Consider the following 25,362-nt stretch of genomic DNA (forward strand, 5'->3'; position numbering starts at 1 on the left):
AGTAGTGCTCAAGAACCGCTTAAAGCCCTGGTCTTTGATTCGCTTTATGATAGTTTCAAAGGGATCATCGCTTATATCCGCATTATCGACGGTGAACTAATACAAGGGCAGCAAGTGAAATTAATGGCAGCTAATACGCCCATCCAAAACAAAGAAATTGGGACTTTTACACCACAACGAACCGTGACAACTAAACTTAGCGTTGGGGATGTTGGCTACATGATTACCGGACTCAAAGATCCGATGCTATTGCGGGTTGGTGATACCCTTACCGATGCACAAAAACCTACCGAAAAAGCCTTACCCGGCTATCAGCCCGCTCATCCCATGGTTTACGCTGGTTTTTATCCCAAAGACGATACCTACCGTGATTTGGAATTAGCCATTGAAAAATTAAGTCTGAACGATTCTTCCTTTCAATACGTCCGCGAAACATCAGAGGCACTTGGTCAAGGATTTCGTTGCTCATTTCTGGGCATCTTTCACCTCCAAATCATTCGCGAACGCCTTAAAGAAGAATATGGATTAGATGTCCTAACCACATCACCCAATGTAACTTATAAAGTGCACTTGAAAGGCACGAATGACGTACAAATCGTCAATAATCCCATTATGTTTCCGGATTTCGCCAAAATCGATTATGTCGAAGAACCCTTCTCCGATATCAGGATCACAACCGATAATCAAGTTCTTGGGGAAGTGATGAAACTTGCGGATACGCATAAAGGTCAGTTAGTCAACATGGGTAATCAAGGTGACTTAATTGCATTACGCTATCATATCCCTACCGCTGAAATTGCATATGACTTTTTCAACGCTTTAAAATCAATTTCGCACGGGTACGCAACGCTAGAGACTGAATTTGCTAACTATGAGATCGCGGATGTAGTTAAAGTTGAAGTGGCCATCAACTATGCCGTCGTTGACGCCTTATCATTTGTCGTCCATCGAGAAGATGCACCTGATATGACCCAAAAATTAGTGGAAAAATTAAAATATACGGTGCCACGGCATTTGTATCCAATGCCAACCCAAGCAATCGTTGAAGGTAAATCAATTGCTCGGGTCGATATCCCACCATTACGAAAAAATGCGGCCGTGAACGGTGAGAAAAAAAGCATCTCTAAGAAACAGGCCTTGTTACGACGCCAAAATGTGAACAAACGTCAGGCAGCGAAAAGTGACATCAAACTTTCACAGGATGTCTTTAACTCGATATTAGACATTTCATTTTCAACTACCACCCACTTGAAGTAGATGGATTGAAACAGCGGTAGTTATTGAGCAGCAATCTTCTTTCGCGTTTAACCGTTTCGGAAGCATTCCTGAACGATAATCAGTCTACCTGACCGTTTCTGCTTGCTTAGATACAGCACTGCCTCAGTTATCGTTCAACTTTGGTCTGACACGCTAATTACCTATTTACGAGGTTTTACCCTCAGCCATTTGGAGTCGGAATCCGGAGTTGCCACGGCACCGATGGATTATTCGTGAGATTTAGACTTCTTGGAGCGGCGCCAATCCCTTATTTTTAATGTTAATAGCGGCATTATGGTCGCGAATATGAAAAACATGACAGTTCGGGCAACGCCATTCTTCTTGGCCCAGTTTAACCTGATGATTGATCACCAAGCAGCAATGGCAGCGTTTGGTCGTATAAGCCGGATTAACCGTGATATAGGTCCGTCCATACAATTCGGCCTTATACTCTAACTGACTAATAAAGGTACGCCAGCCCACATCGCTAATACTCATCGCTAGGGCATGATTCTTCAACATATTTTTCCCACGTAGTTCTTCGGACACGATCAAATCGTGGTTCTGGATCAGTACCGTGGAAGTTCGATGCAGGAAATCATTACGTTGATGGGCAATATGACTATGAAGATTAGCTCTTTGATGACGGGCTGTTTGATAATTCCGACTGTCTAGCAAACGGCGATGTTCTTTCTTGGCCCTTCGCCTTCGACGAGCCACTTTACGGTCCTGTTTAGCCAGTTTTGTTAGCATCTTACGATAATAGCGGGGATTCGGCACTTGATTACCTTGATCATCAGTTAAGAAGTTGGATAGATTTAAATCAATACCAATTTCTGAACCCGTTTTCGGCAGCGCTTGTTTCAAGGGATGATCCGCTTTGATTTGAAAGGACACATACCAAGCACCATCCGGTTCCTGTTTAATGGTGGTTACGCCAATTCGGACACCTTTTTCATGAGGCAAATGCTTAATATTGTTAGCCGACGCTTTTAAACGTCCAACTTTAGGAATCTGAATATGATGGGAATCGGTCACTTTAACTTTCGCACCGTTAAAAATATCCTCACCAGCTTTACGAGACTTAGCTGGATAACTGTTCTTTGTTTGATAACTGAATCGATATTGGTCTTTACGCTTAGGTTTCGGCGTACCTGCTGAATTGACCTTGCGCCACATGTTCCAAGACGCTTGATAATTGCGGATCGCCATGCTCGGCATGTTGGTATCTAATCGAGAATCAGTGTTCAGCCATTTCGCGTGTTGCTTAGAGCCCCAATCTCGAAAGACTTTAGCGTTATAAATGTAGCGAGCTGTATGGCAGTTGAACAACATAATATCAGCTTGTTGCGCACTGGGGTAGACCCGAATTTGGAAACCAAAACTGTAAGTGAAGGTTGCCTTAACTGCCTTCATTCGAACCTTGATAGCCTGTTTACGTTCGTCAGTCATTTTGCCTTTAATGATAAGTACCTCCCTTCGTAATTTATAAGTTAATTTTACTAAGAAAAGAAGTGCCCATCAAGAACGTATGTTCATTTCAGACAAAGTCGGTGCACCGAGAAAAAATTGCCCCATTTCTTGTCGTTTATATCAAGATGTGCGAAATAACCACCAGAATGCTAAAAAGTGGAAAAATTTTAAAACTAAGTATCAAAATAGCGTTAAGCAAACGAGCTTACATCCCCGGTTTAAAAACCGGGGCATTACGCCTAACTTTCAGTAAATCAAAACCAGCTAGCCATTGAGCGAATTATTGCTCGGTGGTTAGCTGGCTTTTTTGATTTAAGCGCGTTAATTTATCTTCCTTGCAACTTGCTCGCACACTTTATCCATGTTCCAATCTCTATGTCAAGCTGTACTATATTAATCAAAAATTAAAGCGGCACCACAAGCCTGTTATTTCACAACAAACTGTTCGGCGACCGTACAATCTTCAAGATAAGTCTGACAACTGTCAGCAACCATTGCTTGAATTTTGGGTGCATCGAACTCGCCAAACGCATAGACGATCACTAACGCATGCGTGGTGTCTTCAGTGATCATTGCTCGGGTTGAATCAGCCGTTGGACTACCAAAGAACCCATTGGCATCCTTTAAAACCAAGCCGTTGGCAAGATCGATTGCTGCCTTCCCGATTCCCGGATAGGTGGCTCCAGCTGGCGCCACCGTATAGGCGAGCGGCGCAACAAGGTGCTCCAAGTCGTAACTCCCTAGTGGCAAATGCAGCCGCAATGATAACTCATTATTCAAATCTACCAGCGTGTTGACCGCGTATAGCCCTTTGCCTTTGATCACCCGCCGCCACAAGCTATCACTTGAAGGTCGGTAACGACTGGGATCTTTACCCACATGTTTATAGCCGGCTTTAGTTGCTTGAATTGCGGGATTATCTCGTAATGTCGCTAAATTGTCACGATTAGCGATTTCATCGATTAGTGGATCAAGCCGATCATGCCAAAGGCTATCGCTGTGCGCCGTGTTTTTGAAGGTGATTTCACTGACAAGTAAGGCCCCGTCAATCGTCGGATCAATTGAAAATATCATCTGAAGACTTCCTTTTATATAGCTAGTTTACTAGTATTTACGTTTCAACTGCATCATTTAGGTAACAATGCCACATCTCATCCATTTAGTTCAACGATATCGACATCATTGCCATGCGCTTTAATGAGATTAACAAGCGTGTCAGCATTTAGCCATACTGTGGCCGTATTGTCATTAGGATGTACCCCAATGAGATTACCCACAAACTCAGCATCAAGGTAGAAATGAACTTTACAGTCTGCATCATTCAAAAGACCAAGCGGTGTCACAGATCCGGGTGTTAACCCCATAATGGTTAGCAAGTCATTCTCTGACGCAAAGGAAAGTGCCCGTAACCCGTATCTTTTGCGGAAGGTTTTCAAATCAACTCTTTTGTCACCTTTAACCGAGATCAGGTAATAATGCCGTTTTTTATCATCTCGAATAAATAGATTTTTGGCGTTCCACTCAGGATGAGCCAAATCCACAGAGTCTAGCTCTCCCATATTGAAAACTGCTTGATGCTCATTTACTTCAAATGCTACGCCATGGCGCTTTAAATATTGGTAGATTGCTTCTTTATTCATGGTTCCTCCTTCGAGGTATTGGATTACTGTTATCCAAACCGCAAAATTATGGCCAGTTGTTATATGGATAAGGTTACAACTGATTGACCGCGTTCAATTAGACACCATACAGATAAGATAGCACCTGAATGCTTGCACGAATCTGTTGACTGACAGTTGCCGCATCCTCTCTGCGTCCGTGCGCTAACCACACGAACATCGCTGAAGGCAAAATATCGGCCATGATGTTATTGATGTAATCGATGGTATCTGCTTGAATCGTTTGCTGGATATGCATGCTCTCAATCATCGTCGACATGTGTTGATGATGCGCCGCCCGTAACAGACCCGTCTTATCACTTGCAACCAACGCTCTCAGTAAATCCACCCGCTTCATGCAAGCTTCAATGAACAGGAGTTGCACATGCTGCGCGTCTGCGTCCGTCACACGGTTTATTTCTTCTTCAGCATCTGCCATCATTTGTTCGCAGGCGTATGCCAAAACGTCTACCGGCGTATCAAATAATCGATAAAACGTGCTCCGACTGACAGAAGATACACGCTGTAGCTCAGAAATTGAAATTTCATTGAAGTTTTTTTGATTGGCAAGCGTGATGGTCGCATGGACTAGTAAGCGGGCAGACTTTTTTGCCCGGGCGTCATTAACGATATGATACATAATCAGCCTCCAGTGTTGTATAAGTTATGAAGCAATTGTTTCATAGTCATATTTACGCTACGATTGTCTCATAATTTAAAAAATCATACAACCTGAAAGGAAGTTTTATTCCTGAAAATTGCCTTATTACCCAATAACGCAAAATCACTGATACGCGTGGTGAAACCACGCAGGGATTAACATTTGAATCTTGTGCCTCAGTACCGGCACAAGATTTTCAGTTGCTCCAACAAGCCACTGCTCTAATAAAAAGAGCTTGAGCAATCATTAGTTATCAAATCGGCAGCGTCACTTTTCAACCCTATCAGAGTTAGCAATAAAACATCTTCAATCAACGGAAAGGAAATGATTATGACCCAAAAGCATTCAATGACGCAAATATTACTAGCAGTTTTAGCAACTGGTGTGATGATTTTTTGCGGCATGGTAATCGAAACATCCATGAACATTGTTTTTCCAACACTGATGGCTGAATTCAACATCAGTACCTCAACGGTTCAATGGATGACGACTTCATATTTATTAGTTGTTTCTATCATCGTTCCAATTTCGGCTTATTTAAAAGAACGGTTTAAAACTAAATCCCTATTTATTTTTGCAATTGTGTTCTTTATTATCGGTGTGAGCATTGACGCCTTTGCCGAAAAATTCGCTTTGCTAATAGTTGGCAGAATCATTCAGGGAATTGGTACTGGCGTTGCGTTACCTCTAATGTTTAATATTATCATTGATGAAGTTCCAACTGAAAAACTGGGGATTATGATGGCTGTGGGCACCCTAGTAACTGCCATCGGGCCCGCATTAGGTCCAACTTTAGGTGGTATCATCAGTGATGTGCTTAACTGGCACTATATTTTCATTTTTTTACTCCCAATATTGTTAGTGGCACTTGTTTTAGGCTTTTTTACGATCCCTCAATCTCGACCGCTAAATAAACGGTCCTTTGATTTTATCGGATTCGCATTTATCCCATTATTGTTTGGTGGCTTTATTTTAGCGCTTAACCAAATCAGTACAAATGGTATCGCAAGTTGGCAATTTGTAACGTCACTACTGGTTGGCTTAATCGGATTACTAGGCTTTTTACATCGTAGTAAACACCAAACTCAGCCATTGTTAAATTTAAGCATTTTTAAAAATCAGCAATTTTCTGCTCACGTTGTTTCATTCTTGTTAATTCAAATGACACTACTTGGACTTGGCTTCTTACTACCAAATTTCAGCCAAATCGTTCTGAATAAATCTGCCACAATAGCAGCGCTACAATTACTTTCAGGCGCAATTATTGGTGCTATTTTCACTTTATTGAGTGGCAAAATACTTGATGAATTTGGCGCTAATAAACCCATCAAACTCGGCACGATTATTATCTTCCTAGCACTGTGTTTATTTTTGTTTAGCACCAGTCACCTTTCCAATGCGACAATTATCATATTCTACGCCATCTTCATGCTTGGTGTTGGGACCGCTCTAGCTAACATTATGACTAACGGCATCACCTTGCTACCAAGCACCTACAAAGCCGATGGTAATGCGACATTCAACGTGACTCAACAATTTGCTGGCGCTGTTGGCACAACAGTCTGTTCGACCATCGTTGCATTGTTTCAATCCGGTACACCATCGTCTGACATCTACACCGTCACAACGCGGTTGGGCACTAAAGCCGGATTTTCTGTACTAGCCGTTTTAACTGGGTTGAGCTGTTTGATTATGTGGCTAACTTTGAATAGATCAAATAAATAGAATAACCGCAATGCAGGTTAAAATAAAGCCAGCTAATCTCTGAAAGACTAGCTGGCTTTATTGGATCGTGGTTAGTGCCTATATTCACCGCATCACTTATGATACGGACTGCCGAAACGGATAACTCTGCGATTAATTATTCACTAGATACCACTAATCTTACTACAGCTAATCGATTCATCGGCGTCAAAAATTTCACCATACTCTGAATTAACGCTAAGCATCCTCAATCCGACCATACCTGAACAACAGACAGACGTTCGCCGAAACCTAAGCAGCAAAATAGTAGCAACAATATCTTGAAAAAACATTTGCTGAAGGAATGCGCCTTAGGATTTCCGTTTCAATTTCATTTTCATTACCCCCATCGAAAAAGCCCAGCAACCATAAGCCACTGGGCAGATGCTAGTATCAAATTGATAATATATACTTGGTGTTTTAGCAAATTGGGCTAAGTCGTTTCAGGCTCGTTTTCATTTGCAAACGTACAGAACAAATATAAAAAGTCGAAGTAGCTTAGCCCCCTCTTATTTTCTTTTACGGAATAAATAGATAACCGCAGGCATGATAGTCAGCGTCATCAACAAGGAATAACCCGTATCAAGCACTGTAATCAGCCCAAACGACTGGAGGACTGGGAAACCACCAAACATCAATGTAGAGAACCCACCCATAACAGTCAGGCCAGATACTGTGATTGCTTGTCCCACTGAGCCAATCGCATTCTCGATGGCAACTGGCACGTCAGTACCGCGTCGTCGTTCCTCGCTATACCTTTCAAGGACTAAAATCGTGAACTCAGTACCAATTCCGAGTACCAATGACGATAAGGCCACAGTCACCGGGTTATAACTAATACCAAGTGCATACAGTGTCAGCGGAGACAAACCAAGCACAATGGCAATTGGTAAAATTGGATAAATCGCATCTTTTACCTTCCGATATACCAAGAGTAAAACTATGAAGATAATCGCAAGTCCAGCAATGATGATCAACCGTGATTAGCAGTCATATTGCTGATGCCTTGAAGAAGTTCTGCTTGACCACCGGCAACTGCGATACGAACCCCAGCTGGATGTTTTTGAGCATCTTTAGTGATGTTATTCATTAACTTCAAGCCGTCCGCAGAACTTAGATGTTTGTTCAGCGTTACTGTAATTGACGCTGCTTGATGGTCACTTGTCACGAACTGGTTGCTTATCGCTTGAGGCAACGTAGATACTTCATGATTCAACGCCTTTTGGGTGCCGATATCTGCATTCATGCCATCAAGCGTCGTTGCGAGTGAACTGATTGTTTCAATCTTACCCTTACCATATTTAGCTTGCTCATCTTTTCCAAAAGAGCGCAGATAGTTAACGACCTTCTGACTGCGAACATCTTTGGCTTCGACCATGTAGGTCAGTTTCGTTTGTGAGCCAACTTGTTTGATTATTTGTTTATTAGCCACGAGGGCTGGCATATCTTGTGGAATCATTTTTTGCACATCAGTTTCGATTCCGAGCTTACCTTCGAAAAAGAATCCAGCAACCCCGGCAACTGCACCAACAATGACTAAAACCAAGGCATGTTTCATTACCCATCGAGAATAGCCACGCAGAACTTGACTCAAGCGACTCGGTTTAAAGGGTCTAGTGGTAACCGACTGCTTCACCGACTTACGATCTACCAAAGCCAGATATGCAAAGACCAGTGCTAACTCAACAACATAGCATACGGCCACCCCAATCGCTAACGTCGTTCCAAACCCCTTCATCATTGGTGCCTTGGATAAATGCATGGTCAGAAAACTAAAGATCATTACCACAACTGCTGTGGCTACCGCTGGTCCAGTGTACTTCGTGGCACGTTGCGTAGCTTCTGCACTAACCGGGTGTTGTCGGAATTCTTCTTCATATCGATTAAGAAACTGAACCGCAAAATCCGTACCCAGGCCCATCAGAATTGGCAAGGTCGCCATGGTCGCCATAGAGAGCTTCAAACCGAACCATCCCATCAAGCCAAACGTCCAGACAATACCTACCAATGTCACAACAAGGGGTAATACTCGCCGACGAACTGGGAAAACAATAAGTAAAATCACAATCATCAAAATTACAGAGGCGCCAAGCATAATTCCCATGGTATGCATCATAACTGGCGCAATTGAACCTTGAATAGCCGGATTCCCACCAATGGAAACCGAATAAGCGCTTGTTTTAAGCCCACTATCTTTTAATGTTGATTTCAAGCTACCATAAATCGACTGGTAGTCGTTCATTGAAGATTTAGCCGTTGTCGGTATGCTAACCAAAATGTACTTCCCATTCTTCGGGAGCAGCTGCTTCATTGCGCTTGGTAGCTTGCCATCATTGCTGTACAACAAAGCATGAATCGTAGACGTTTTCATGTTTTGAACGGACGGGAGCATCCCCATCAATTCACTACTCAGCTTAGAAGTTTGCCCCGCGTTCAACAAGCTCATACTATATGCTTGAACCTTTACTTGTTGCGTTGCGTTGAGTTTTGTCATCAATTGTGATTGCATCTTAGCTGATGCGCTTTGTTGCTGCGCTTGTGGTAGCGCTGAAAGTTGTGCCTGTGCAGTCGCCATCTGTTGTTTTTGTTCAGAATTTAAATTAGTGGTGGCATAAGTCAAAAGTTTTTGTTTTTGCTGACTGGTTAATATCGTCTGTAAATCAGCCGACAACTTTTTTTATCAGAGGCCGAAAGTTCTGCCATTAGCCGTTTTTGCAGTTCTGGACTATTAGCGCCACTCCGCATCGAGGTATCACCACCGGCCATCTCTTGATTGATCACATCAACGATGCTAGTTGCGCCTTTAACATTCGTGATTTGCTTGGCATTTTTTTCAAATTTGGTCACCGCTTGGAACGTCTTCGTATTAACCGCAGTCCCATTATTGGCTTTGATCAAAACCACAAAGCTATCGCCACCGAAATGATTACTATAGGTTTGAGTATCCTGATATAGTTTAGACTTCGTCGATACGAACATATCATTACCCATCGTCATTTGAATCTTGGTTATTCCAACGCCAACGGCGACAGTCAATGCTAATACTACCGTTATCACAGCAACGGCGTGCTGATGGATAAATTGTCCAATTACATTAAATATTTTGGCCACATTGATACCTCCCTAATAATTACAGGAATTTAGTTTATTAGCATGTACCACTGTGGTAAATGAACAAAATACGCCATGTAACTCAAAATGAGATACATGGCGCATTTTAACTCATTATAACTGAAACAATCGCAAAACATCTGCAATGTATGCTTCTCTTTTTGCTTCAGTAAACTTCGACTGATCTGCCCACTGTAACACGACTTGAAACATCAAAGTCGCCATATTCTCAGCCACAAGTTTTGGAAAATACATTCGATTAATGGTGTCAGCCAAGGTACTTGTAACTGTATTCTGAATTGGGTTGCTTAAAATTTGTTCAGAAACAGCACGCAACAATTCACGATATGTTGTCATTGAGTCAATCTCCGCCAATAAATTACGCACCACAATTCGATTATCTTCTGTCCACGCTAAAATTGAGCGCAACATTTCTTCTGAGTTAGTCCACTCGCCCGAAAAAACATTTTCAATAAACTCTGGGAGAATGTCCATCAGCAATTCGTATTTATTATGATACTGACGATAAAAAGTACTGTGGTTCAAATGTGCGCGTTGGCATAAATCACGCACCGTAATCTTCTCAAAGGATTTTTCTTCAACTAAACTCATTAAGCATCTGCCAAAATACGTCGGTTTCGTAGTTGTGCATTGGTTGGCATTTCCTTCCTCCTAGATGATGATATCCGATTTGGCGCTTATCTAGTCTCGTCTGACACTCCCAGCAGACTTTTATTCTGTACTACAAATGCAATGCTTAGTCATTTAACCGCATCATTTATGATACGGACTCCCCTCATTAATCATAAACGCCCGGTAAATCTGCTCCGTCAACACCAATCGCATCAATTGGTGCGGCAGCGTAAACCGTCCAAACGAAATCTGAGTGTTCGCTCGCTTCAACACGGCAGGATCTAACCCTAAGGAACCACCGATAACAAAGGTAATATCCGAGTGACCGTACGTTGTGAGCTGGGAGATCTCCTTGGCGAACTCCTCAGACGAACGTTCCTTCCCAAGGATAGCTAACGCATAGACGTATTCTCGATCCTTGATCTTGTCCAAGATGCGTTGGCCTTCCTTTTCCATGACCTGCGCCATCTCTGAGTCACTTAACGATTCCGGCGCCTTCTCATCCGGCACCTCCACAATTTGAAACTTACAGAACCGTGATAACCGTTTAGCATACTCTGCGATACCTTGTTTAAAATACTTCTCTTTCAACTTACCAACGACAACGAACTTGATGTTCATTAATATGATGGGCGAGATACCCACGTTTTCAACCGTGGGAGGAAAATCCGCCACTCCTCTTTTCTTTAAAATTGGTTTAGAATCCAAAATAAAATATACGAACTATTGTTCTCTTTGCAAAATATGATTCTTTGGTACACTTGGTCTATTCCAATAAAGGAGATCGACCAATGGTGAAGAAAGCGAAACAATCAGTGGTAATCAAAGTAAAACTCAAACTGCACCGCAATACGGACGCTGATTTATTAACTACCATGATGCAACAATATCGCAACGCCTGTAACTTTGTTTCTCAGGCCTTCTTTGATGATCACTTTCGTTCCAATACGCAGGCGCTGACCAAACGCCTGTATCACCAATTACGACACGATTTTCATTTGAAAGCCCAACTGGCCCAATCAGTCGTTCGCACAGTAATGGCGCGTTATAAGGCGGTCGAAACCCAATTAGGTGACCACCCTTACTGCTATCCAACTGGCGAAAAATTACCAAATGGCCGACCGGAACTATTTTGGGTCCACCGTGACTGTCACTGGCTGTGGCAACCCATTAATTTTTCCCAACCACAAACTGATTTACAACGCGGGCGGGACTGGTCGTTTTTGAGTAATGGCGACTTATCCATTAACACGCTGGAAAAACGAATTCGCGTCACGCCAGTTTGCCACGGTTTACAGGAATATCTAGCTGGTGAACCCATTACTAGTACTAGTCACGGTTTTGAACAGTATCTAGATGGCACTTGGAAATTTGGTGTGGCTAAAATCTTACACATTCGTGGTAAATGGTACCTGCATATTGCCATGACCAAGGACACTGATGAGCTTCACTTATCCAATACCCCGAAAGTCGTTGGCATTGACCGTGGGCTACGTTTTTTAGTCACTACCTATGATCATCAACAACAAACGACCTTCGTTTCCGGTAAAACTGTTCAGCGCAAGCGATCGAAATTTAAAAAAACTCGTGAAGCACTTCAACGCAAAGGAACTAAATCAGCCCGGCGTCGTTTAAAGAAAATTGAAAATCGAGAGAACCGCTGGATGACAGATGTGAATCACTGTCTATCTAAGACACTCGTTACGACGTATGGTACAGATACCTTATTCGTGTTAGAAGATTTAACCGGTGTTAGCTTCAACCGCGACGATTTACCTAAAGCACTACGAAACGATAATAGTTCGTGGGCCTTCTATCAGCTTGAAATGATGTTGACCTATAAAGCTCGCCGTCAAGGGAGTCTCGTCTTAAAAGTACCCGCTAACTTTACAAGCCAACGCTGCCCTAAATGCGAAGTGATCAATAAAGAAAATCGAGATCAACAGCGACGTCAGTATCAATGTGCTGACTGTGGCTATCGTTCCAACGATGATCGAGTTGGGGCGATGAACATCCAGACATTGGGGCAACGTTACGTCGCCGGTCATACTAAACCGAGGTTTAAAAAGCCAAAATCAACTAAAACAACAGTTGATTAGCAATGCTTCGCAACTAAACGGGCGCTGTCAACCGTCCGATATGATGTAGTCACTTTGGGAAGGGAGTATCAGGCAACTGATATGTTTGACCACCGCGGGAAGTTACCGCGTGAGCTACAAACCCCTTATTTTAATAAGGGGTGTTGATAACTATTCTAACCTCCACTAAACTTATCCACAAAGTTATCCACAGGCACTTTTTGTTGATAGCCCTTACATTTCTAACCCACTTTTAATGGCGATAAACCTATACCAATTTTCATTCCGACACTCAGCTTCTCCCCTATTCTACCAATAAGAACCCCGTCATAGCAACGTTTTACGGGGATTTTTTATTTTCATGCTTTTAGTTATCCACAACCTGTTTATAGATTTCGCGACACGCCTGGGAAAAACTAGTACTGACAAGCTTTCACCCAACTTTTGAGTTATCCCCAAAGTTATCCACAGGTTCATAACTTTTTTAGACGTTCCCGAATTTTTCTAGGGGACAGCGCTTTCGTTATTCGTTATCCACAGGCTATATTTCCTAAACTTCCGTTACTTATACCATTTACGCATTCCGAATATTCGATTTTTCAGAAGAATGAAAAGCCGCTGAAACCAGTTCGTCCGGTTTCAGCGGCTTTTGGTTCATTGGGTTTTAATTTTTTGGTAGGAGTAGTTAATTTGTGATGCTTTTGGTGGGTTGCGTTGGTGAAGTGGGGATCGACCAATTAGTGATGCGACTTTTTGTGCGCTGCATGTGAGTGCGGATCGGCAAAAGTCTCAAAAACCAAGACTGGGAACAGTTTATTGAGTGCTTCTGGCGACGTGCATTGCTACTACTTTGTTTTCGGCGCTATTAAACCTGATATTTTCCGGACAATCGCCAACGTTGCCTAACTTGTCATCACACAACTCTCTGGCCACCGCGCCGAAACGTGTGAAATAAAACAGAGCGCTGCATGTAAGGGCGTCCCGGCAAAAGTCTCAAAAACCAAGGAGGAGATAGTTTATTGCGTGCTTCCGGCGATGCGCATTGCTACTACTTTGTTTTCGGCGCTATTTAAACTGATAGTTCCCGGATAATCGGTAACGTTCTCTAACTTGTCATCTCATAACTTTCTGGCCACCGCGCCGAAACGTGTGAAATAAAACAGAGTGCTGCATGTAAGGGCGTCCCGGCAAAAGTCTCAAAAACCGAGGTTGGAAATAGTTTATCGAGCGCTTCTGGCGACGTGCATTGCTATTACTTTGTTTTCGGCGCCATTTAAACTGGTAGTTTCCGGACAATCGGTAACGTTCACTAACTTGTCGGCACTCAACTCTCCGGCCACCGCGCCGAAACGTGTGAAATAAAACAGAGCGCTGCATGTAAGGGCGACCCGGCAAAACCTCAAAAACCGAGGTTTTAACCGGGTCGCCCTTACACTCCGCGCTCTAAACGTTTTGTTTTACACTCTAACTAATTATTACTATTCAACTGCGAAGTAGTCTCCGTCAACTTAACCTTCTCAGTCTTCATTTTCCCATTGTGGTAGTACGTTACAGCAACCGTATCGCCCACGCTGTACTTGTACAACAAGTCACGCAAGGTTGAATCGGTGCTGATCTTCTTGCCACCTAAAGCCGTGATGACATCGTATTTCTTAATACCGGCCTTACCTGCTGGGGTGCTTGAACCTGGTGTCGTCATCACAACGACCCCGTTTTCAACACTGGTTGGCAACTTCAAGATGGACTTTTGTTGGGTCTTTGAGACTTCTGAAAGGTCCACGTACTTGATGCCTAACGCTGGTCGAACGATCTTACCGTTCTTGATCAATTGGTTGATGATCGTCACAACTTCGTTACTTGGGATCGCAAAGCCCATCCCTTCAACACTGGTCCCGGAGTTATCGCTGGCCAACTTCATTGAGTTGATCCCAACAACTTGACCGGCCAAGTTGATCAGTGGGCCACCTGAGTTACCTGTTGATGGCAGCATCGGTTTGGATAACCGTGGCGTTCCCAGTTTGTTGGTTCGTGGTTTCATCGGTTGTCGCAACGGTCCGTTTCTTAGCGGAAATAATTCCTTCCGTCAATGACGTTGCGTATTGTGAGCCTAATGGCGAGCCAATTGCCAACGCGGTTTCACCGACTTTGATGTTATCAGAGTTGCCGAACGTAGCGACACTCTTCACATCCGCACTGTTGATCTTCAACACGGCTAAGTCGGTCACTGAGTCCTTACCAACAATCTTAGCATCCAGCTTCTTACCGTTGCTTAAGATCACTTCAAGCGCGTTGGAACCTGATACCACGTGGTTGTTGGTCACAACGTAAGCGGCGTTCCCGGACTTCTTGTAGATGACCCCAGAACCTTCAGAACTGGTTTGAAGGCTACTTGATGACGATGAATCGCTACTGCTGCTGTCGCCACCAATCAGGCCACCTAAAGTACTTGATGATTGACTTTCTTTTTGCAAGTTAATGACTGACACAACGGATGGTTTAACGGTCGCAAATGCTTTGGAAGCCTGCGAGCTGACGTTCACCTTTAAGTTACTAGTCGATGCTGAACCGCCGCTATTTGACCCGGCTGGCACTGACGTCGAATCCCGGTTACTGAAGTAGTTAGCGCCACCGTAAGCGATTCCCCCGCCCACGAATCCGGCTACCAACGCCGTAACGGCCACCTTAATTAATAAGCCCTTAGTACCAGAATGTTGCGGTGTGATTGGTTCATTTGAATTTGGTCCCTGTTGATTATCCATCGTTCGCGCGAATCGCGCTTTCCCTCCTTTAGTAAGGGTTCCAACAGCCGTCCTCCTCAATGCTAGGCACGAAGGCTAGCGCTGTCAGCAGCCCTTTGTCAGATTGGTCCAGTCCCTCACTGAACCACGTTCTGTATAAGTTCTATTGTAACGGTTAGTTATGAAAAAAGTTTGAATCTTAACTCGTAAAAGTTATAAGTTTTGCTAAAACCCTTAAGAATTAGGCAAAAACTTAAAGCGTCACTAACCCGCTGGCCTTCTCTGGATCGGTATCTAAAATCTTGAAATCATGGTCAACGCCAAAATCGTGGTCTTCCAAAATGGAAGCAACGGTCAGGTGTGCCAGTGACTTCATGTTGTTTTCTTGACTCAAATGCCCGAGGAAGATGCGCTTGGTATGACGACCTAAAACATCCATCATCGCATCGGCGCCATCTTCATTTGATAAGTGACCAGTGTCGCCAAGAATCCGTTGCTTCAACGGCCAAGAGTAACTGCCCATCCGCAGCATTTCAACATCGTGGTTGCACTCCATCAAGTAAGCGTCGGCATCCTTAATAACGCCCTCGACATGGTCGGAAACGTAGCCGGTGTCCGTCAACACAACAAAGGTCTTTCCGCCACTGTGAACGGCGTAAAATTGCGGCTCAGCGGCATCGTGAGACACTGAGAAGCTCTCCACGTCCATGTCACCCAAACTCAACGTGCTGTCCGGGGCCAAGATGTGCTTTTGGGCAACGTCAACTTTACCGATCTTGCCATCCATCGCATCCCAAGTCCCCTGGTTCGCATAAACGTCAAGCCCGTACCGCCGCGCCAAAATACCGACAGCTTTCCGGTGATCAGAATGTTCATGGGTCACAAACAGCGAATCCACGTCGTGCATGTCCCGACCGATCGACGCCATTAACCCTTCGATTTTCTTACCACTCAACCCCGCATCGATTAAAATGTGGTGTTCCTTGGTTTCAATATAGGTACAGTTTCCAGTACTCCCACTGGCTAACACACTGACCTTCAACCCATCATCTTCCTGTTGCATAGACTGCCCAACTTCCTTTTAATTACGGTTCCACGTTACTTTAAAATTTTTACTATCGCCTACTATTAGAACCCATTTCGTACAAAAATACAAGCGTGGCGGTTAGTGCAAGTGTGCGGAGCGAGGCGGTCAGAAGGCGGCGTGTAACGGTCTCTAAGGTAAACTACCGGGTTTTGGTAGTTTGGCTTAGAGTCCGTTACACATAGCCTTTTGCCTCGCGCAGCACCATTCGGCGTGGTGGCCAGAAAGCGCGTGGTTGACAAGTTCTTACAATGACAGGAACCCTAAAAATAACAGTTTAAGTGGCGCCGAATTTTGTAGCCTGAGAGCGCCGGTTTTCATGCGGCTTTGGCGAGCGAAGCGACGACAAACAGCCAACACCCAATTGCGCCTAATGCTTACGCTGGACGCAAACGACAGCACAAAAAAACATCACCCACAAGTGAGTGATGCTCATCGCACAACAACTAAGTCATCGTAAAAATCTCCGTATTAGCGTTGCTGTTATTACTACCGTTGCCAGTCTTGAGAATTTCGCCAGTGTAGGCGTTGACCCGTTTCAAGACAACGGCAGATGAATTATTGATTTTAACCGCAAAGACCCAAGTCGGCAAGAAGACGTACTGCCCGCGAGCGGTCAGTAATCGCGTGTAGGCCAAGTTAGACCAGGAAATCTTAGCACCATTTGGCACTTCGTTGTACTGGTATAACCACGTCAGCGCGCGTTCCTCGCTGATGGTCTTGCTCTTTTCCTTTAACAGCTTCACGTTATCCAGATAAGTTTGGCTGTAACCAATCACCCGGTGCTGATTATTCAGCGCAAAGCGAAGTTGGCCGTACCGCGAGTATACCGGACCCCCAGCTACCCGTTGAACGTAAATCAGCTCATTGTCCCGCGACAGCTTACTGCTATAGGTGTAATCCTTCCCGTTGATGACTAACAGCGGGTTGGCCACGATTTTATCCAAGGTTGCCTTGGCCTCACCTTCAGGAAGTTTGATGGTGCGCTTAAATTCACTTACCAGCTCCTGACCATTAAAGCGGTAGGTTTGCTGCTGTAGCGCCGCTGCACCATCCCGCAATGTCGTGCCGTTTTCACCAGAGAAGTAGTAACCCTCATGCGTGTCAGTCGTCGGCTTCGTAAAGCTGATTTGATCCTTACGCATTTCTTCCAGAATGTTATTACTGGAGGAATCTGAGTTACCAACACTACTCCGGTTGAAGGACAGGTAGAGAAAGCCGTCCATCATGATAAAGATGATGAGGAAGATGATCTGAATGCGCTTGAAGTTCATTGGATCGCCTCCTCATACGTTTGCCATTTGCCACCAATTTTGATGTACCAAGTTGGTGTGAGGTTGACGACTTTATCCAGACCGGTATCTCGGGTCCAAGTGTAACCGAGTTGAATATCTTGGATCTTACGCTTATGAACGCCCGCAGCTTCCAGCCGTTTTAAGAGCGTGCCCATCGATTCAACCGTCGCACTATCCTGAGCTGGTGGAATTGGCACTTGCAAGCTATCCAGTGAGAAGTTCATTTGGTACGAAGTCTGATCTAGGATCTGAACCTGAACCGCCCCAAAGTTTGATTGGTCAAATACCGGCAGTCCACCGACATAGGTTCGGAAACTCACCGTGTGCGCCCCGCTGTCGTAAGCGAAGAACCGCATGTTATCTAACGGCATGCCCACCATCACCATTTGCTGGTAAACGTGGTTCATGGTCGTCAAAAAGCTGTTACTCTTCACCTGCGAGTTGTAGTTCGTAAAGACCACGGTATCGTCCTTATCGCTCACCACCATGTGCCGGAAGCCATGATCATCGTAGACCGTACTGTTCTTGTGGTGCTTGATCTGCACACTACTGTTGGCATTGGTCGTCATAATCCGGTTTGCGTAATAGCTTTGAGTTTGTTCAGTTAGTTGATAACTGTAAGTTTTAAGTTTCAGCGCATCGGGGTAGTAAAGCAGTGGTTTGCCATTCAGCATCATGAACGATACTGGGTGCTTCACCATCTGATCACTCAACACTTTCTTTAACTTGCCAGCTTCGTTATTCTTCAACTTCACCCGCGCTACCCGCAACGTTTGATCATTTAATAGATACAAATGCTTCGGGTCGTTCAGCAGTAACTGAACCCGGTTGAATTTCTGGTTTGGTACTTTGAGTTGGTTATCAAAGACCTTGCGGAAAAAGTTGACCGTCATTGGTGTCTCGTAGTTCAGTAATACCGTACTCTTGCGCTTCAACTGCTTGAGGTAGGCTTTACTGGACCGTTCACTCACCGTCTGAACATCAGTCGCCGTAAAGCGACTCATTTTGTCGCGAAGCTGCGAGGCAATGTTGATCTTATCGTTAGTCAGAACCTCTTGTTGGCCCTTACTATCGGTCGACACGATTTGTGACGGCAGGTAAATATCCTGAAAGGTGGTGTTATTTGAATTATCGTTGGTTTTGGTCACCTTGGTTCGGCTACTCAGCGTGGAATGGGCGGGGTTCGTCCACAACATAACTGAGAGGCCTAAACTGATGACCATGGCGATCCCCAAACTAACGGGGAGCCAGAGTTGTCTAAGCTTCATCCCAAAGATCATCCCCCTCATCGTAAGGTTCGTATGGCAGTGAAATGTAGAAGGTCGAGCCGTGACCTTCACGACTTTCAACCCAGATTTTACCGCCAAGCGATTGGATCACTTCTTTGGAAATGGCTAAGCCCAAACCAGTCCCACCTTGTGCCCGTGAGCGCGCCTTATCAACTCGGTAGAACCGGTCAAAGACGTGGGGAATATCAGCCCGCGGAATCCCGAGGCCTTGGTCAGCGATGCTTAAAATCACGTTATTATGCGTTTCAATCAATCGACACGTTACGATCCCACCATCTGGTGAGTACTTGATGGCGTTATTCATAATGTTGTCTAACACCTGAGTGAAGCGATCGGTGTCGATTTCAACCCATAAATCCCGCTTGGTAAATTCCCGCTTGATGGTGTAGTGCTTATCAGAGCGGTCGTTTTGTTCGTTACTATCGATAATCATATCGAAACGGTTCAAAACGTAGTTAAAGAGCTCGTTTAAGTTCACAAGTTCGAGGTTCAGCTTCTGCGTTCCGGAATCCATCCGTGACAACGTCAACAGGTCATTGATCATCCGAATCATTCGATCGGTTTCCTCTTGGGTCACCTTCAAGAACTTCGGTGCAATTTCTGGATCCTGCCAAGCACCATCCGACAAGGCTTCAATGTAGGACCGAACACTGGTCAACGGTGTCCGTAATTCATGGGACACGTTGGACACGAATTGTTTCCGATCTTGATCGATCTTTTGTTGTTCAGTAACGTCATGTAGCACACAGGCTAACCCGCTGATAAAGCCAGATTCTCGCTGAATCAGTGAGAAATAAGCCTGCAGGATCAAGTCGTGATCATCGGTTGAAAAGTCCAGCATGATTTCGTCTGGATCTTCCAATAAGTCACGCAACGTGTACCGCTTGCGGATGTTTAAAATATCAAGGACTGATTGGCCGATTGCTTGGTCTGAGTCCACGTCTAAGAATTCAACGGCGGTCTCGTTAATGATCGTCACGTTCCCGCGGCGGTCGGTCGCAATAACCCCATCGGTCATATGCGCCATCACTGAATTTAACCGTCGTCGCTCAGACTCGGTGGATTCTTGGGCCTCTTCCACCCGGACAGATAGGTTATTGACCGCACTGGCCAGTTGACCCAGTTCATCATTACCGTAAATTTGAACTTGTCCAGAGTAGTCCCCACGCGCAATGCGGATGGTCTGCTCCTTCATTTCAGTGATTGGGACGGTAATTGCCCGGGAAATAACGATCGACAAAACCAGCCCTAAGCCAACGGCAATAATCGCCGCCACGAGGTAGATGGCTGTAATTTTACTAATACTATCGTAGACGCTCTCGAGGCTCGCACGAATGTACACGACCCCAACGGGCGTACTACTCCCGCTACTTTGTTTGATCAACGGCGTCACTTTGATGTAGTAGTACTGGTTGCTGGACGAATCGTAAGTGGTCGTCTCGCTACCAGCGCCGTTGTTATAAATGACTTTTTTAACGGTGTTATCCGTGGTTTTTTGGCCAACAATCTGCTGATTATTGGCTTCATTCGTCCCCCGAATAGTCCCCTTGTTATCGATCACCCGAATCTCAGCGTTCGCCGTACTCGGGATATTAGCATCGGACAACAGGGTTCGAATCTGTCGGTTAGCTGATGCGGTGTTCGCCCGTGAGAGTTGAGAAGTCAGATTGGTACTCACATAACGCTGGAGTGAAATCTGGTTCTTAAACGTGCGCAGGTTCTGCGTTTCGAGTTGCTGGACGAAGACCGCTCCAACAATTTCCAACGTAATGATCAACATCATTGCGAACACAAACGCAATCTTAAACTGAATCGACTGATACCATCTAATTTTTCGTTTCACGTGTCTCTTTACCCCTTACGATCATGCTAGTCGCCTATGCTTGGGCGTCGCTATCGGTATTTCTCAGGTAATACCCCACCCCACGACGGGTGACCAACCAAGTTGGATGGCTAGGGTTATCTTCGATTTTTTCACGTAAGCGCCGTACCGTTACGTCGACTGTCCGGACATCACCGAAGTAGTCGTACCCCCAAACGGTTTGGAGCAAGTGTTCCCGGGTCATCACTTGGCCAATGTGTTGGGCTAAGTAATGGAGTAATTCAAATTCCCGGTGGTTAATTCAATGTTTTGGCCCCGCTTTGAAACGGAGTAGGCGTCTGGATGGATCACCAAATCGCCAATTTCGATATCTTTGTTTTCCTCTTCTTCAGGAACGGCCGCACTCACGCTGTTTTGACGGCGTAAGTTTGCCTTAACACGGGCAACCAGTTCCCGGTTTGAGAATGGTTTTGTGACGTAATCATCGGCCCCCAGTTCAAGTCCCAGCACTTTGTCCAGTTCTGAGTCCTTGGCAGTGACCATAATAATTGGCATATCGTGCTTCATCCGCACTTGGCGCGCCACTTCAAGCCCATCGATCTTAGGTAACATGAGGTCCAAAATAATTAAGTCTGGTTCAACTTCTTCAACTTGTTGCAAGGCCTCTTCGCCATCATGCGCGACAGCCACCTCGTAACCTTCTTTAGTTAAGTTAAATTTGATAATGTCCGTAATTGGTTTTTCATCGTCGACCACTAGAATTTTTTTCATCTGAATTATCCTCCTTCAGATAACGATTCGTTCAGGTATGTTTAGTTTTAGTTTAAGTGCACATTCGGTTAGGTCAGGCGCGGGTGCACGGCCCGGCTGACACGTTCAGGTAGGTGTGTAGGCTTGTGAAAACGGCCTATACAATAGTTATTATAACACAGTGAACCCTATGAAGCGATTGATGTACTGTGGCTAATGGCGAGTTTTCCCTGGTTACATATTAAGTGTGCGGAGCGAGACGGGTTGAGAGCGGTGTGCAAGGCGAGTCCGGTGAAGGCGCCTGGGCCTGACGGGTTTACCGGACTCGCCTTGCATGCAGCTCTCAGTCTCGCGCAGCACGACTCGACGAAGTCAGAAGCCTATCTGGCCATTCGGCGCGGTGGCCAGAAAACGCGTGATTGACAAGTTCCTATAACTTCAGAAACTCTGGAAATAACAGCCCAAGTGGCGCCGAATTTGTAGTCTGAGAGCGCCAGTTTTCGTGCGGCTTTGGCGACGACAAACAGCCAACACCCAAATCACACCCAACACGCGCCGGACACAAACGACAACAAAAAAAGCAACCTGAATCCTCAATCGATTCACGTCGCTCACTCACATCATTCAGCTAAATACCTATCCATCAAAGTCACGCCACCAACGCCCGCAATCAACTCATCCGCAAACGCCGCAACGTCATGACCCGTAACGTCTAAAACATCAGCTTGCCGTTCCGCACCATCCTGAAATAACTGCAGTAACTCCGCCAGCAGTTTCTCCTGACCATCAGCGCTACCGGGCCAACTTTAAACACGTACTTCTGAATCTCCAAATAAACCACTTCATAATCTCGTGGCAGGTCATGAACCGCCGCCACATGCGCCCGCCAAGCTTGCTTATCAGCCATCAATCCCATCACAACGACCTCCCAAGCTTCTTAGCCACTCGTCGGTTCAAAGTCGCTCGCCAACGATCCTGTAGATTCTGAGCACCACTAGTTGCCGCAACGTTGTCCGCAAACGCTGCGATATCATCACCAAGCGCTTCCGTCACGCTAAGGCCATCCGCCGCAGCTTCCGTCATCAAGTCAACGATACCGTCAAAAATCGGCATCAAGTTTCGGCCGGTAAGATCCGTTCGGCTCCAAACCGTTTTTTGAATCAACTGCCACGCGTCTTGGTAATCAGCTGGCAAAGTTTGAACCTGTTGCTCGAATGCCTTCATCTGGCGTGTCATATCATTACCAGTCACTCTATCCCAAAAGTTCACTTTTGATGCCCCCTCAACGCCGTCATCGTTGTCGTCAAAAAGTCCCATTTCGTCCAAAATTCAGCTAAGTAGGCCTCACCATCTGCATTTAATGAATAAAACTTCCGCATTGGTCCCCGGTCTGATTTTCGCCGGGTAACGGTGAGTAGGCCCTTCTTATCTAAGCGTAACAGAACGGTATACACCGTCCCTTCAACGATATCTTCTAAGCCGTTATCGACTAAATACTGGGTGATTTCGTAGCCATAGGTCTCGCCTTGGCTGATACGCTGAAGAACGATGCCTTCCAGCGCCCCTTTAAGTAATTCGGTTAGTCCGTTCATGGGTTTGACCTGCTTTCGTTAGTTTAGTTAAGCTCCAGTACATTATATTGATAGGTAGTATGAGCGTCAAGAACCGAACTTGACAATTCGATTCCGCTCGACAAACCGGTACTCAACTGGCACCCTCATTTTCACCCCAACTGGCTCTTGGGTTCGGCTCAATTTTCACTATACTAAGAATTGTTGCCAAGCATCAGCGAGGACGCGAATGCCATCCACAATATGGGCATCATCCATCTGCCGTAAGCTCATCACGATGCTCGGGTACGCTGGTTGTAAATTCGACCAGCACCGATCCGGGTCAACGAGCCCGACACCAACTTGTTCGGCAGCCGCAATCAACGTTTTAACGGGTTGTTTTAAATGCAGTCGCAGCGTCACAAAGCTCCCGGCCGCAACGTCCATTGCTTCAACTTGGGACCCGAAACAGTCCCGCACCGTATTTAACACCAACTGCCGGCGGTTGGCGTAGACGATGGTGAGTTGGCGCATGAACCGTTCGAGGTCATCGTTAGCAATTAACTGGCTGAGGACCTGTTGCTGCAGCTGTGAGTTGCGGTTGGGCAACTTACCATAGATGACCTGATAGCGGCCAACGAGGTTTTCCGGAATTACCAAGATACCCATACACAGCGATGCGCCCAATATTTCATCAAAGTTGGTGTAGTAGAAACACCGCTCACCACCGAGGTAATGGTGAATCGCTGGCGTTGGTTGTCCCGAATAAGTCAGGTTGCCGTCCGTATCTAGCTCAACTAGGTACCGTTGCCGTTCTTGCAACCACGCCGCTAATTTTTGCCGTTGAATGGCGGTCAGGCCAGCGCCGCTAGGAAAGTTATGGGTCGGTGATAACACGTAACCCGCCGCATCCGGCAGCGTCGCCAGTTCCCGAAACTGCGTCACAGGTACCGCCAACGTCTGCCACACCGACCGCGCATTGGGTGCGATCGGTTCCGCAACGGCCAGGCCTTGATCGTGAAAGGCTGGCACAAGCTGAGCAATGATCCCGGCAGCTTCATTGAATCCGCTGGTGATCACGATCTGTTCCGGCTGAACGTGGAGATTTTTCAACAGCGCCAAGTAGTTCACCAACTGTTCGCAATAACCTAAGTCACCATTCGCGGGTTGAATCTGCGCAACGCCACGTTGGAAAACCCGCTGTTCAGCGGCCTGCCACGCTTGCACCGGAAAGAGCCGTAAGTAATCGTAGTTTTCGGTGAAGTCGTAGCGGTATTTGGGCCGCGGTACCGCACTCAACGCCGGACTCGCCACCGTGAATGGTAACTGGTTCGCCACGTGGTAGCCGGATCCTGGCCGACTCACTAAGTAGCCCTCAGCGACTAAGTCCTGATAGGCGTGATCGACGGTATTTCGACTTAGTGATAACTGTTGGGCCAAATACCGGGTGCTCGGGACGACCTGTCCCGGTTGCCGGACCCCCGTTTCAATTTCCGCGCGCAGTTGGCGGTACAACTGGTGATAAATCTGCTCCGTTGCTTGCCGGTCGATGAGAAACATCGCGACCCCTCCTCAATTAAACTACTACTATTATACTCGAAAGGAATCTTACTATGACCATCTTGATTATTAACGCTCACCCAGATTACACGAACCCCCAACGCACCATTAACCAACTCGAACAAACCGCCCTCGACCAGTTAAAGCAACTGGCCCCTAACGCCGAAGTCGAACAATTAACTCTGTACGCCCCAGAAACCAACATTCCAGAAATTACGGCTGAAAACTTAAATAATCCAGCTCTCGTTGACGACGCCCAGAACCAACTGATCGACCAATGGAAGCGCGCCGACTTGATTTTGATCATGATGCCGCTTCACAACTTCAACGTGGTCAGCCGCCTCAAGGACTACATCGACAACATTTTGATTGCCAATAAGACGTTCAAATACACCGCAGATGGTTCCGTTGGCCTCCTAGACGGCAAGCAAAAAGTCGCCTACATTCAGTCCAGCGGTAGCGACTACGAGCATGATATCCGCTACGTCAACGCTGACATTGCGCCCCACTACATGCGGACCGTTTTGAACTTCATGGGCATCACCAAGATGGAACTGATTCGTGCTGAAGGGTTAGACCTAATGGAAAATGACAAAGCGCAATTGGTTGAAGATGCAAAGAAGCGGTTAAGTGCTTACTTGGCATCAGTCGTTAAATAAT

At 45.7% G+C, this 25,362-nt stretch carries 22 protein-coding genes and 2 pseudogenes; 4 read left to right on the forward strand and 20 right to left on the reverse strand.

The features are described 5' to 3' along the window. Window positions 1-1,257, forward strand: a 1,257-nt coding sequence (locus tag JCM2765_RS06980; RefSeq protein ID WP_054735411.1) for an elongation factor 4 family protein, incomplete at its 5' end; no start/stop codon positions are given. Window positions 1,258-1,497: 240 nt separating this feature from the next. Here the strand turns inward: JCM2765_RS06980 and JCM2765_RS06985 are convergent. The 4 genes from JCM2765_RS06985 to JCM2765_RS07000 form a co-directional block, all read right to left on the reverse strand. After that, window positions 1,498-2,709: an RNA-guided endonuclease InsQ/TnpB family protein gene (locus JCM2765_RS06985; protein WP_054735413.1), complete on the reverse strand. Its 1,212-nt coding sequence runs from the start codon at window positions 2,707-2,709 to the stop codon at window positions 1,498-1,500. A gap of 447 nt (window positions 2,710-3,156) precedes the next feature. Then, window positions 3,157-3,804, reverse strand: coding sequence for a B3/B4 domain-containing protein (locus tag JCM2765_RS06990; RefSeq protein ID WP_054735416.1), 648 nt, complete (start codon window positions 3,802-3,804; stop codon window positions 3,157-3,159). 77 nt (window positions 3,805-3,881) lie between these two features. Further along, window positions 3,882-4,370, reverse strand: a complete 489-nt coding sequence (locus JCM2765_RS06995) for a prolyl-tRNA synthetase associated domain-containing protein (RefSeq protein ID WP_054735419.1) — start codon at window positions 4,368-4,370, stop codon at window positions 3,882-3,884. A gap of 97 nt (window positions 4,371-4,467) precedes the next feature. Then, on the reverse strand, window positions 4,468-5,028 hold the full coding sequence (locus JCM2765_RS07000) for a TetR/AcrR family transcriptional regulator (RefSeq protein WP_054735422.1): 561 nt from the start codon (window positions 5,026-5,028) through the stop codon (window positions 4,468-4,470). Between the two features lie 351 nt (window positions 5,029-5,379). Between JCM2765_RS07000 and JCM2765_RS07005 the strand changes: the two genes are divergently transcribed. After that, the gene (locus JCM2765_RS07005; protein WP_054735427.1) at window positions 5,380-6,774 is read left to right on the forward strand and encodes a DHA2 family efflux MFS transporter permease subunit; all 1,395 of its coding nucleotides are present in this window, start codon (window positions 5,380-5,382) and stop codon (window positions 6,772-6,774) included. A gap of 527 nt (window positions 6,775-7,301) precedes the next feature. On the opposite strand, the gene JCM2765_RS18075 is transcribed toward JCM2765_RS07005, so the two are convergent. From JCM2765_RS18075 to rlmH, 5 genes are all read right to left on the reverse strand, one after another. Continuing rightward, on the reverse strand, window positions 7,302-7,769 hold the full coding sequence (locus JCM2765_RS18075) for an MMPL family transporter (protein ID WP_054735430.1): 468 nt from the start codon (window positions 7,767-7,769) through the stop codon (window positions 7,302-7,304). Next, complete coding sequence (locus tag JCM2765_RS07015) at window positions 7,766-9,463, reverse strand: efflux RND transporter permease subunit (protein ID WP_054735433.1); 1,698 nt, start codon at window positions 9,461-9,463, stop codon at window positions 7,766-7,768. Before JCM2765_RS07015 ends, JCM2765_RS18075 begins: the two co-directional genes overlap by 4 nt. Then, window positions 9,436-9,903, reverse strand: coding sequence for a hypothetical protein (locus tag JCM2765_RS18080; RefSeq protein ID WP_054735435.1), 468 nt, complete (start codon window positions 9,901-9,903; stop codon window positions 9,436-9,438). Before JCM2765_RS18080 ends, JCM2765_RS07015 begins: the two co-directional genes overlap by 28 nt. Before the next feature lie 114 nt (window positions 9,904-10,017). Then, window positions 10,018-10,515, reverse strand: a complete 498-nt coding sequence (locus JCM2765_RS07025; RefSeq protein WP_054735438.1) for a TetR/AcrR family transcriptional regulator — start codon at window positions 10,513-10,515, stop codon at window positions 10,018-10,020. Window positions 10,516-10,677: 162 nt separating this feature from the next. Then, window positions 10,678-11,157 (reverse strand): 23S rRNA (pseudouridine(1915)-N(3))-methyltransferase RlmH, encoded by a 480-nt coding sequence (gene rlmH, locus JCM2765_RS07030; protein ID WP_054735519.1) that lies wholly within the window; start codon window positions 11,155-11,157, stop codon window positions 10,678-10,680. Window positions 11,158-11,327: 170 nt separating this feature from the next. On the opposite strand from rlmH, the gene JCM2765_RS07035 reads away from it, so the two are divergent. Further along, window positions 11,328-12,635 carry an RNA-guided endonuclease TnpB family protein gene (locus tag JCM2765_RS07035; RefSeq protein ID WP_054735441.1) on the forward strand — a complete coding sequence of 436 codons (1,308 nt, stop codon included), beginning with the start codon at window positions 11,328-11,330 and terminating at the stop codon, window positions 12,633-12,635. 1,447 nt (window positions 12,636-14,082) lie between these two features. Here the strand turns inward: JCM2765_RS07035 and JCM2765_RS07040 are convergent. The 11 genes and pseudogenes from JCM2765_RS07040 to JCM2765_RS07085 form a co-directional block, all read right to left on the reverse strand. Beyond that, a pseudogene (locus JCM2765_RS07040) lies at window positions 14,083-15,373 on the reverse strand (S1C family serine protease). Between the two features lie 232 nt (window positions 15,374-15,605). Beyond that, entirely contained in the window at window positions 15,606-16,415 is an 810-nt protein-coding gene (locus JCM2765_RS07045) for an MBL fold metallo-hydrolase (protein WP_054735445.1), read from the reverse strand. A 467-nt stretch (window positions 16,416-16,882) separates the two neighbouring features. Beyond that, complete coding sequence (locus tag JCM2765_RS07050; RefSeq protein ID WP_054735447.1) at window positions 16,883-17,710, reverse strand: two-component system regulatory protein YycI; 828 nt, start codon at window positions 17,708-17,710, stop codon at window positions 16,883-16,885. Next, entirely contained in the window at window positions 17,707-18,999 is a 1,293-nt protein-coding gene (locus JCM2765_RS07055; RefSeq protein ID WP_054735450.1) for a YycH family regulatory protein, read from the reverse strand. The genes JCM2765_RS07050 and JCM2765_RS07055 overlap by 4 nt, the downstream gene beginning before the upstream one ends. Further along, complete coding sequence (gene walK / locus JCM2765_RS07060) at window positions 18,989-20,863, reverse strand: cell wall metabolism sensor histidine kinase WalK (RefSeq protein ID WP_082405034.1); 1,875 nt, start codon at window positions 20,861-20,863, stop codon at window positions 18,989-18,991. The genes JCM2765_RS07055 and walK overlap by 11 nt, the downstream gene beginning before the upstream one ends. A gap of 34 nt (window positions 20,864-20,897) precedes the next feature. After that, window positions 20,898-21,613 (reverse strand): annotated as a pseudogene (gene yycF, locus JCM2765_RS07065) (response regulator YycF). A 599-nt stretch (window positions 21,614-22,212) separates the two neighbouring features. After that, a complete protein-coding gene (locus JCM2765_RS18730; protein WP_369404048.1) occupies window positions 22,213-22,365 on the reverse strand; it encodes a DUF1048 domain-containing protein in 153 nt (50 codons plus the stop codon). Further along, window positions 22,305-22,508, reverse strand: coding sequence for a DUF1048 domain-containing protein (locus JCM2765_RS07070; RefSeq protein WP_054735453.1), 204 nt, complete (start codon window positions 22,506-22,508; stop codon window positions 22,305-22,307). The genes JCM2765_RS18730 and JCM2765_RS07070 overlap by 61 nt, the downstream gene beginning before the upstream one ends. Next, window positions 22,508-22,861, reverse strand: coding sequence for a DUF1048 domain-containing protein (locus tag JCM2765_RS07075; protein WP_054735457.1), 354 nt, complete (start codon window positions 22,859-22,861; stop codon window positions 22,508-22,510). Before JCM2765_RS07075 ends, JCM2765_RS07070 begins: the two co-directional genes overlap by 1 nt. Beyond that, the gene (locus JCM2765_RS07080) at window positions 22,858-23,184 is read right to left on the reverse strand and encodes a PadR family transcriptional regulator (protein WP_054735460.1); all 327 of its coding nucleotides are present in this window, start codon (window positions 23,182-23,184) and stop codon (window positions 22,858-22,860) included. Before JCM2765_RS07080 ends, JCM2765_RS07075 begins: the two co-directional genes overlap by 4 nt. Window positions 23,185-23,352: 168 nt before the next feature. Beyond that, window positions 23,353-24,702, reverse strand: a complete 1,350-nt coding sequence (locus tag JCM2765_RS07085) for an aminotransferase-like domain-containing protein (RefSeq protein ID WP_054735463.1) — start codon at window positions 24,700-24,702, stop codon at window positions 23,353-23,355. A 53-nt stretch (window positions 24,703-24,755) separates the two neighbouring features. Between JCM2765_RS07085 and JCM2765_RS07090 the strand changes: the two genes are divergently transcribed. Next, a complete protein-coding gene (locus tag JCM2765_RS07090) occupies window positions 24,756-25,361 on the forward strand; it encodes an FMN-dependent NADH-azoreductase (RefSeq protein ID WP_054735467.1) in 606 nt (201 codons plus the stop codon). The last annotated feature ends 1 nt before the right edge of the window (window position 25,362 follow it).

The organism is Secundilactobacillus similis DSM 23365 = JCM 2765 (genome assembly GCF_001311075.1).
GTDB lineage: Bacteria > Bacillota > Bacilli > Lactobacillales > Lactobacillaceae > Secundilactobacillus > Secundilactobacillus similis.

What these genes read in the sequence shown, in the direction of transcription:
- JCM2765_RS06990 (WP_054735416.1), bottom strand. Translation starts at nt 3,804, where the DNA reads ATGATATTTTCAATTGATCCGACGATTGACGGGGCCTTACTTGTCAGT.
- JCM2765_RS07000 (WP_054735422.1), bottom strand. Translation starts at nt 5,028, where the DNA reads ATGTATCATATCGTTAATGACGCCCGGGCAAAAAAGTCTGCCCGCTTA.
- JCM2765_RS07035 (WP_054735441.1), top strand. Translation starts at nt 11,328, where the DNA reads ATGGTGAAGAAAGCGAAACAATCAGTGGTAATCAAAGTAAAACTCAAA.
- JCM2765_RS07085 (WP_054735463.1), bottom strand. Translation starts at nt 24,702, where the DNA reads ATGTTTCTCATCGACCGGCAAGCAACGGAGCAGATTTATCACCAGTTG.
- JCM2765_RS07045 (WP_054735445.1), bottom strand. Translation starts at nt 16,415, where the DNA reads ATGCAACAGGAAGATGATGGGTTGAAGGTCAGTGTGTTAGCCAGTGGG.
- JCM2765_RS07050 (WP_054735447.1), bottom strand. Translation starts at nt 17,710, where the DNA reads ATGAACTTCAAGCGCATTCAGATCATCTTCCTCATCATCTTTATCATG.
- JCM2765_RS07055 (WP_054735450.1), bottom strand. Translation starts at nt 18,999, where the DNA reads ATGAAGCTTAGACAACTCTGGCTCCCCGTTAGTTTGGGGATCGCCATG.
- rlmH (WP_054735519.1), bottom strand. Translation starts at nt 11,157, where the DNA reads ATGAACATCAAGTTCGTTGTCGTTGGTAAGTTGAAAGAGAAGTATTTT.
- JCM2765_RS06995 (WP_054735419.1), bottom strand. Translation starts at nt 4,370, where the DNA reads ATGAATAAAGAAGCAATCTACCAATATTTAAAGCGCCATGGCGTAGCA.
- JCM2765_RS06985 (WP_054735413.1), bottom strand. Translation starts at nt 2,709, where the DNA reads ATGACTGACGAACGTAAACAGGCTATCAAGGTTCGAATGAAGGCAGTT.
- JCM2765_RS07005 (WP_054735427.1), top strand. Translation starts at nt 5,380, where the DNA reads ATGACCCAAAAGCATTCAATGACGCAAATATTACTAGCAGTTTTAGCA.
- JCM2765_RS07025 (WP_054735438.1), bottom strand. Translation starts at nt 10,515, where the DNA reads ATGAGTTTAGTTGAAGAAAAATCCTTTGAGAAGATTACGGTGCGTGAT.
- JCM2765_RS07090 (WP_054735467.1), top strand. Translation starts at nt 24,756, where the DNA reads ATGACCATCTTGATTATTAACGCTCACCCAGATTACACGAACCCCCAA.
- JCM2765_RS07070 (WP_054735453.1), bottom strand. Translation starts at nt 22,508, where the DNA reads ATGGGATTGATGGCTGATAAGCAAGCTTGGCGGGCGCATGTGGCGGCG.
- JCM2765_RS07080 (WP_054735460.1), bottom strand. Translation starts at nt 23,184, where the DNA reads ATGAACGGACTAACCGAATTACTTAAAGGGGCGCTGGAAGGCATCGTT.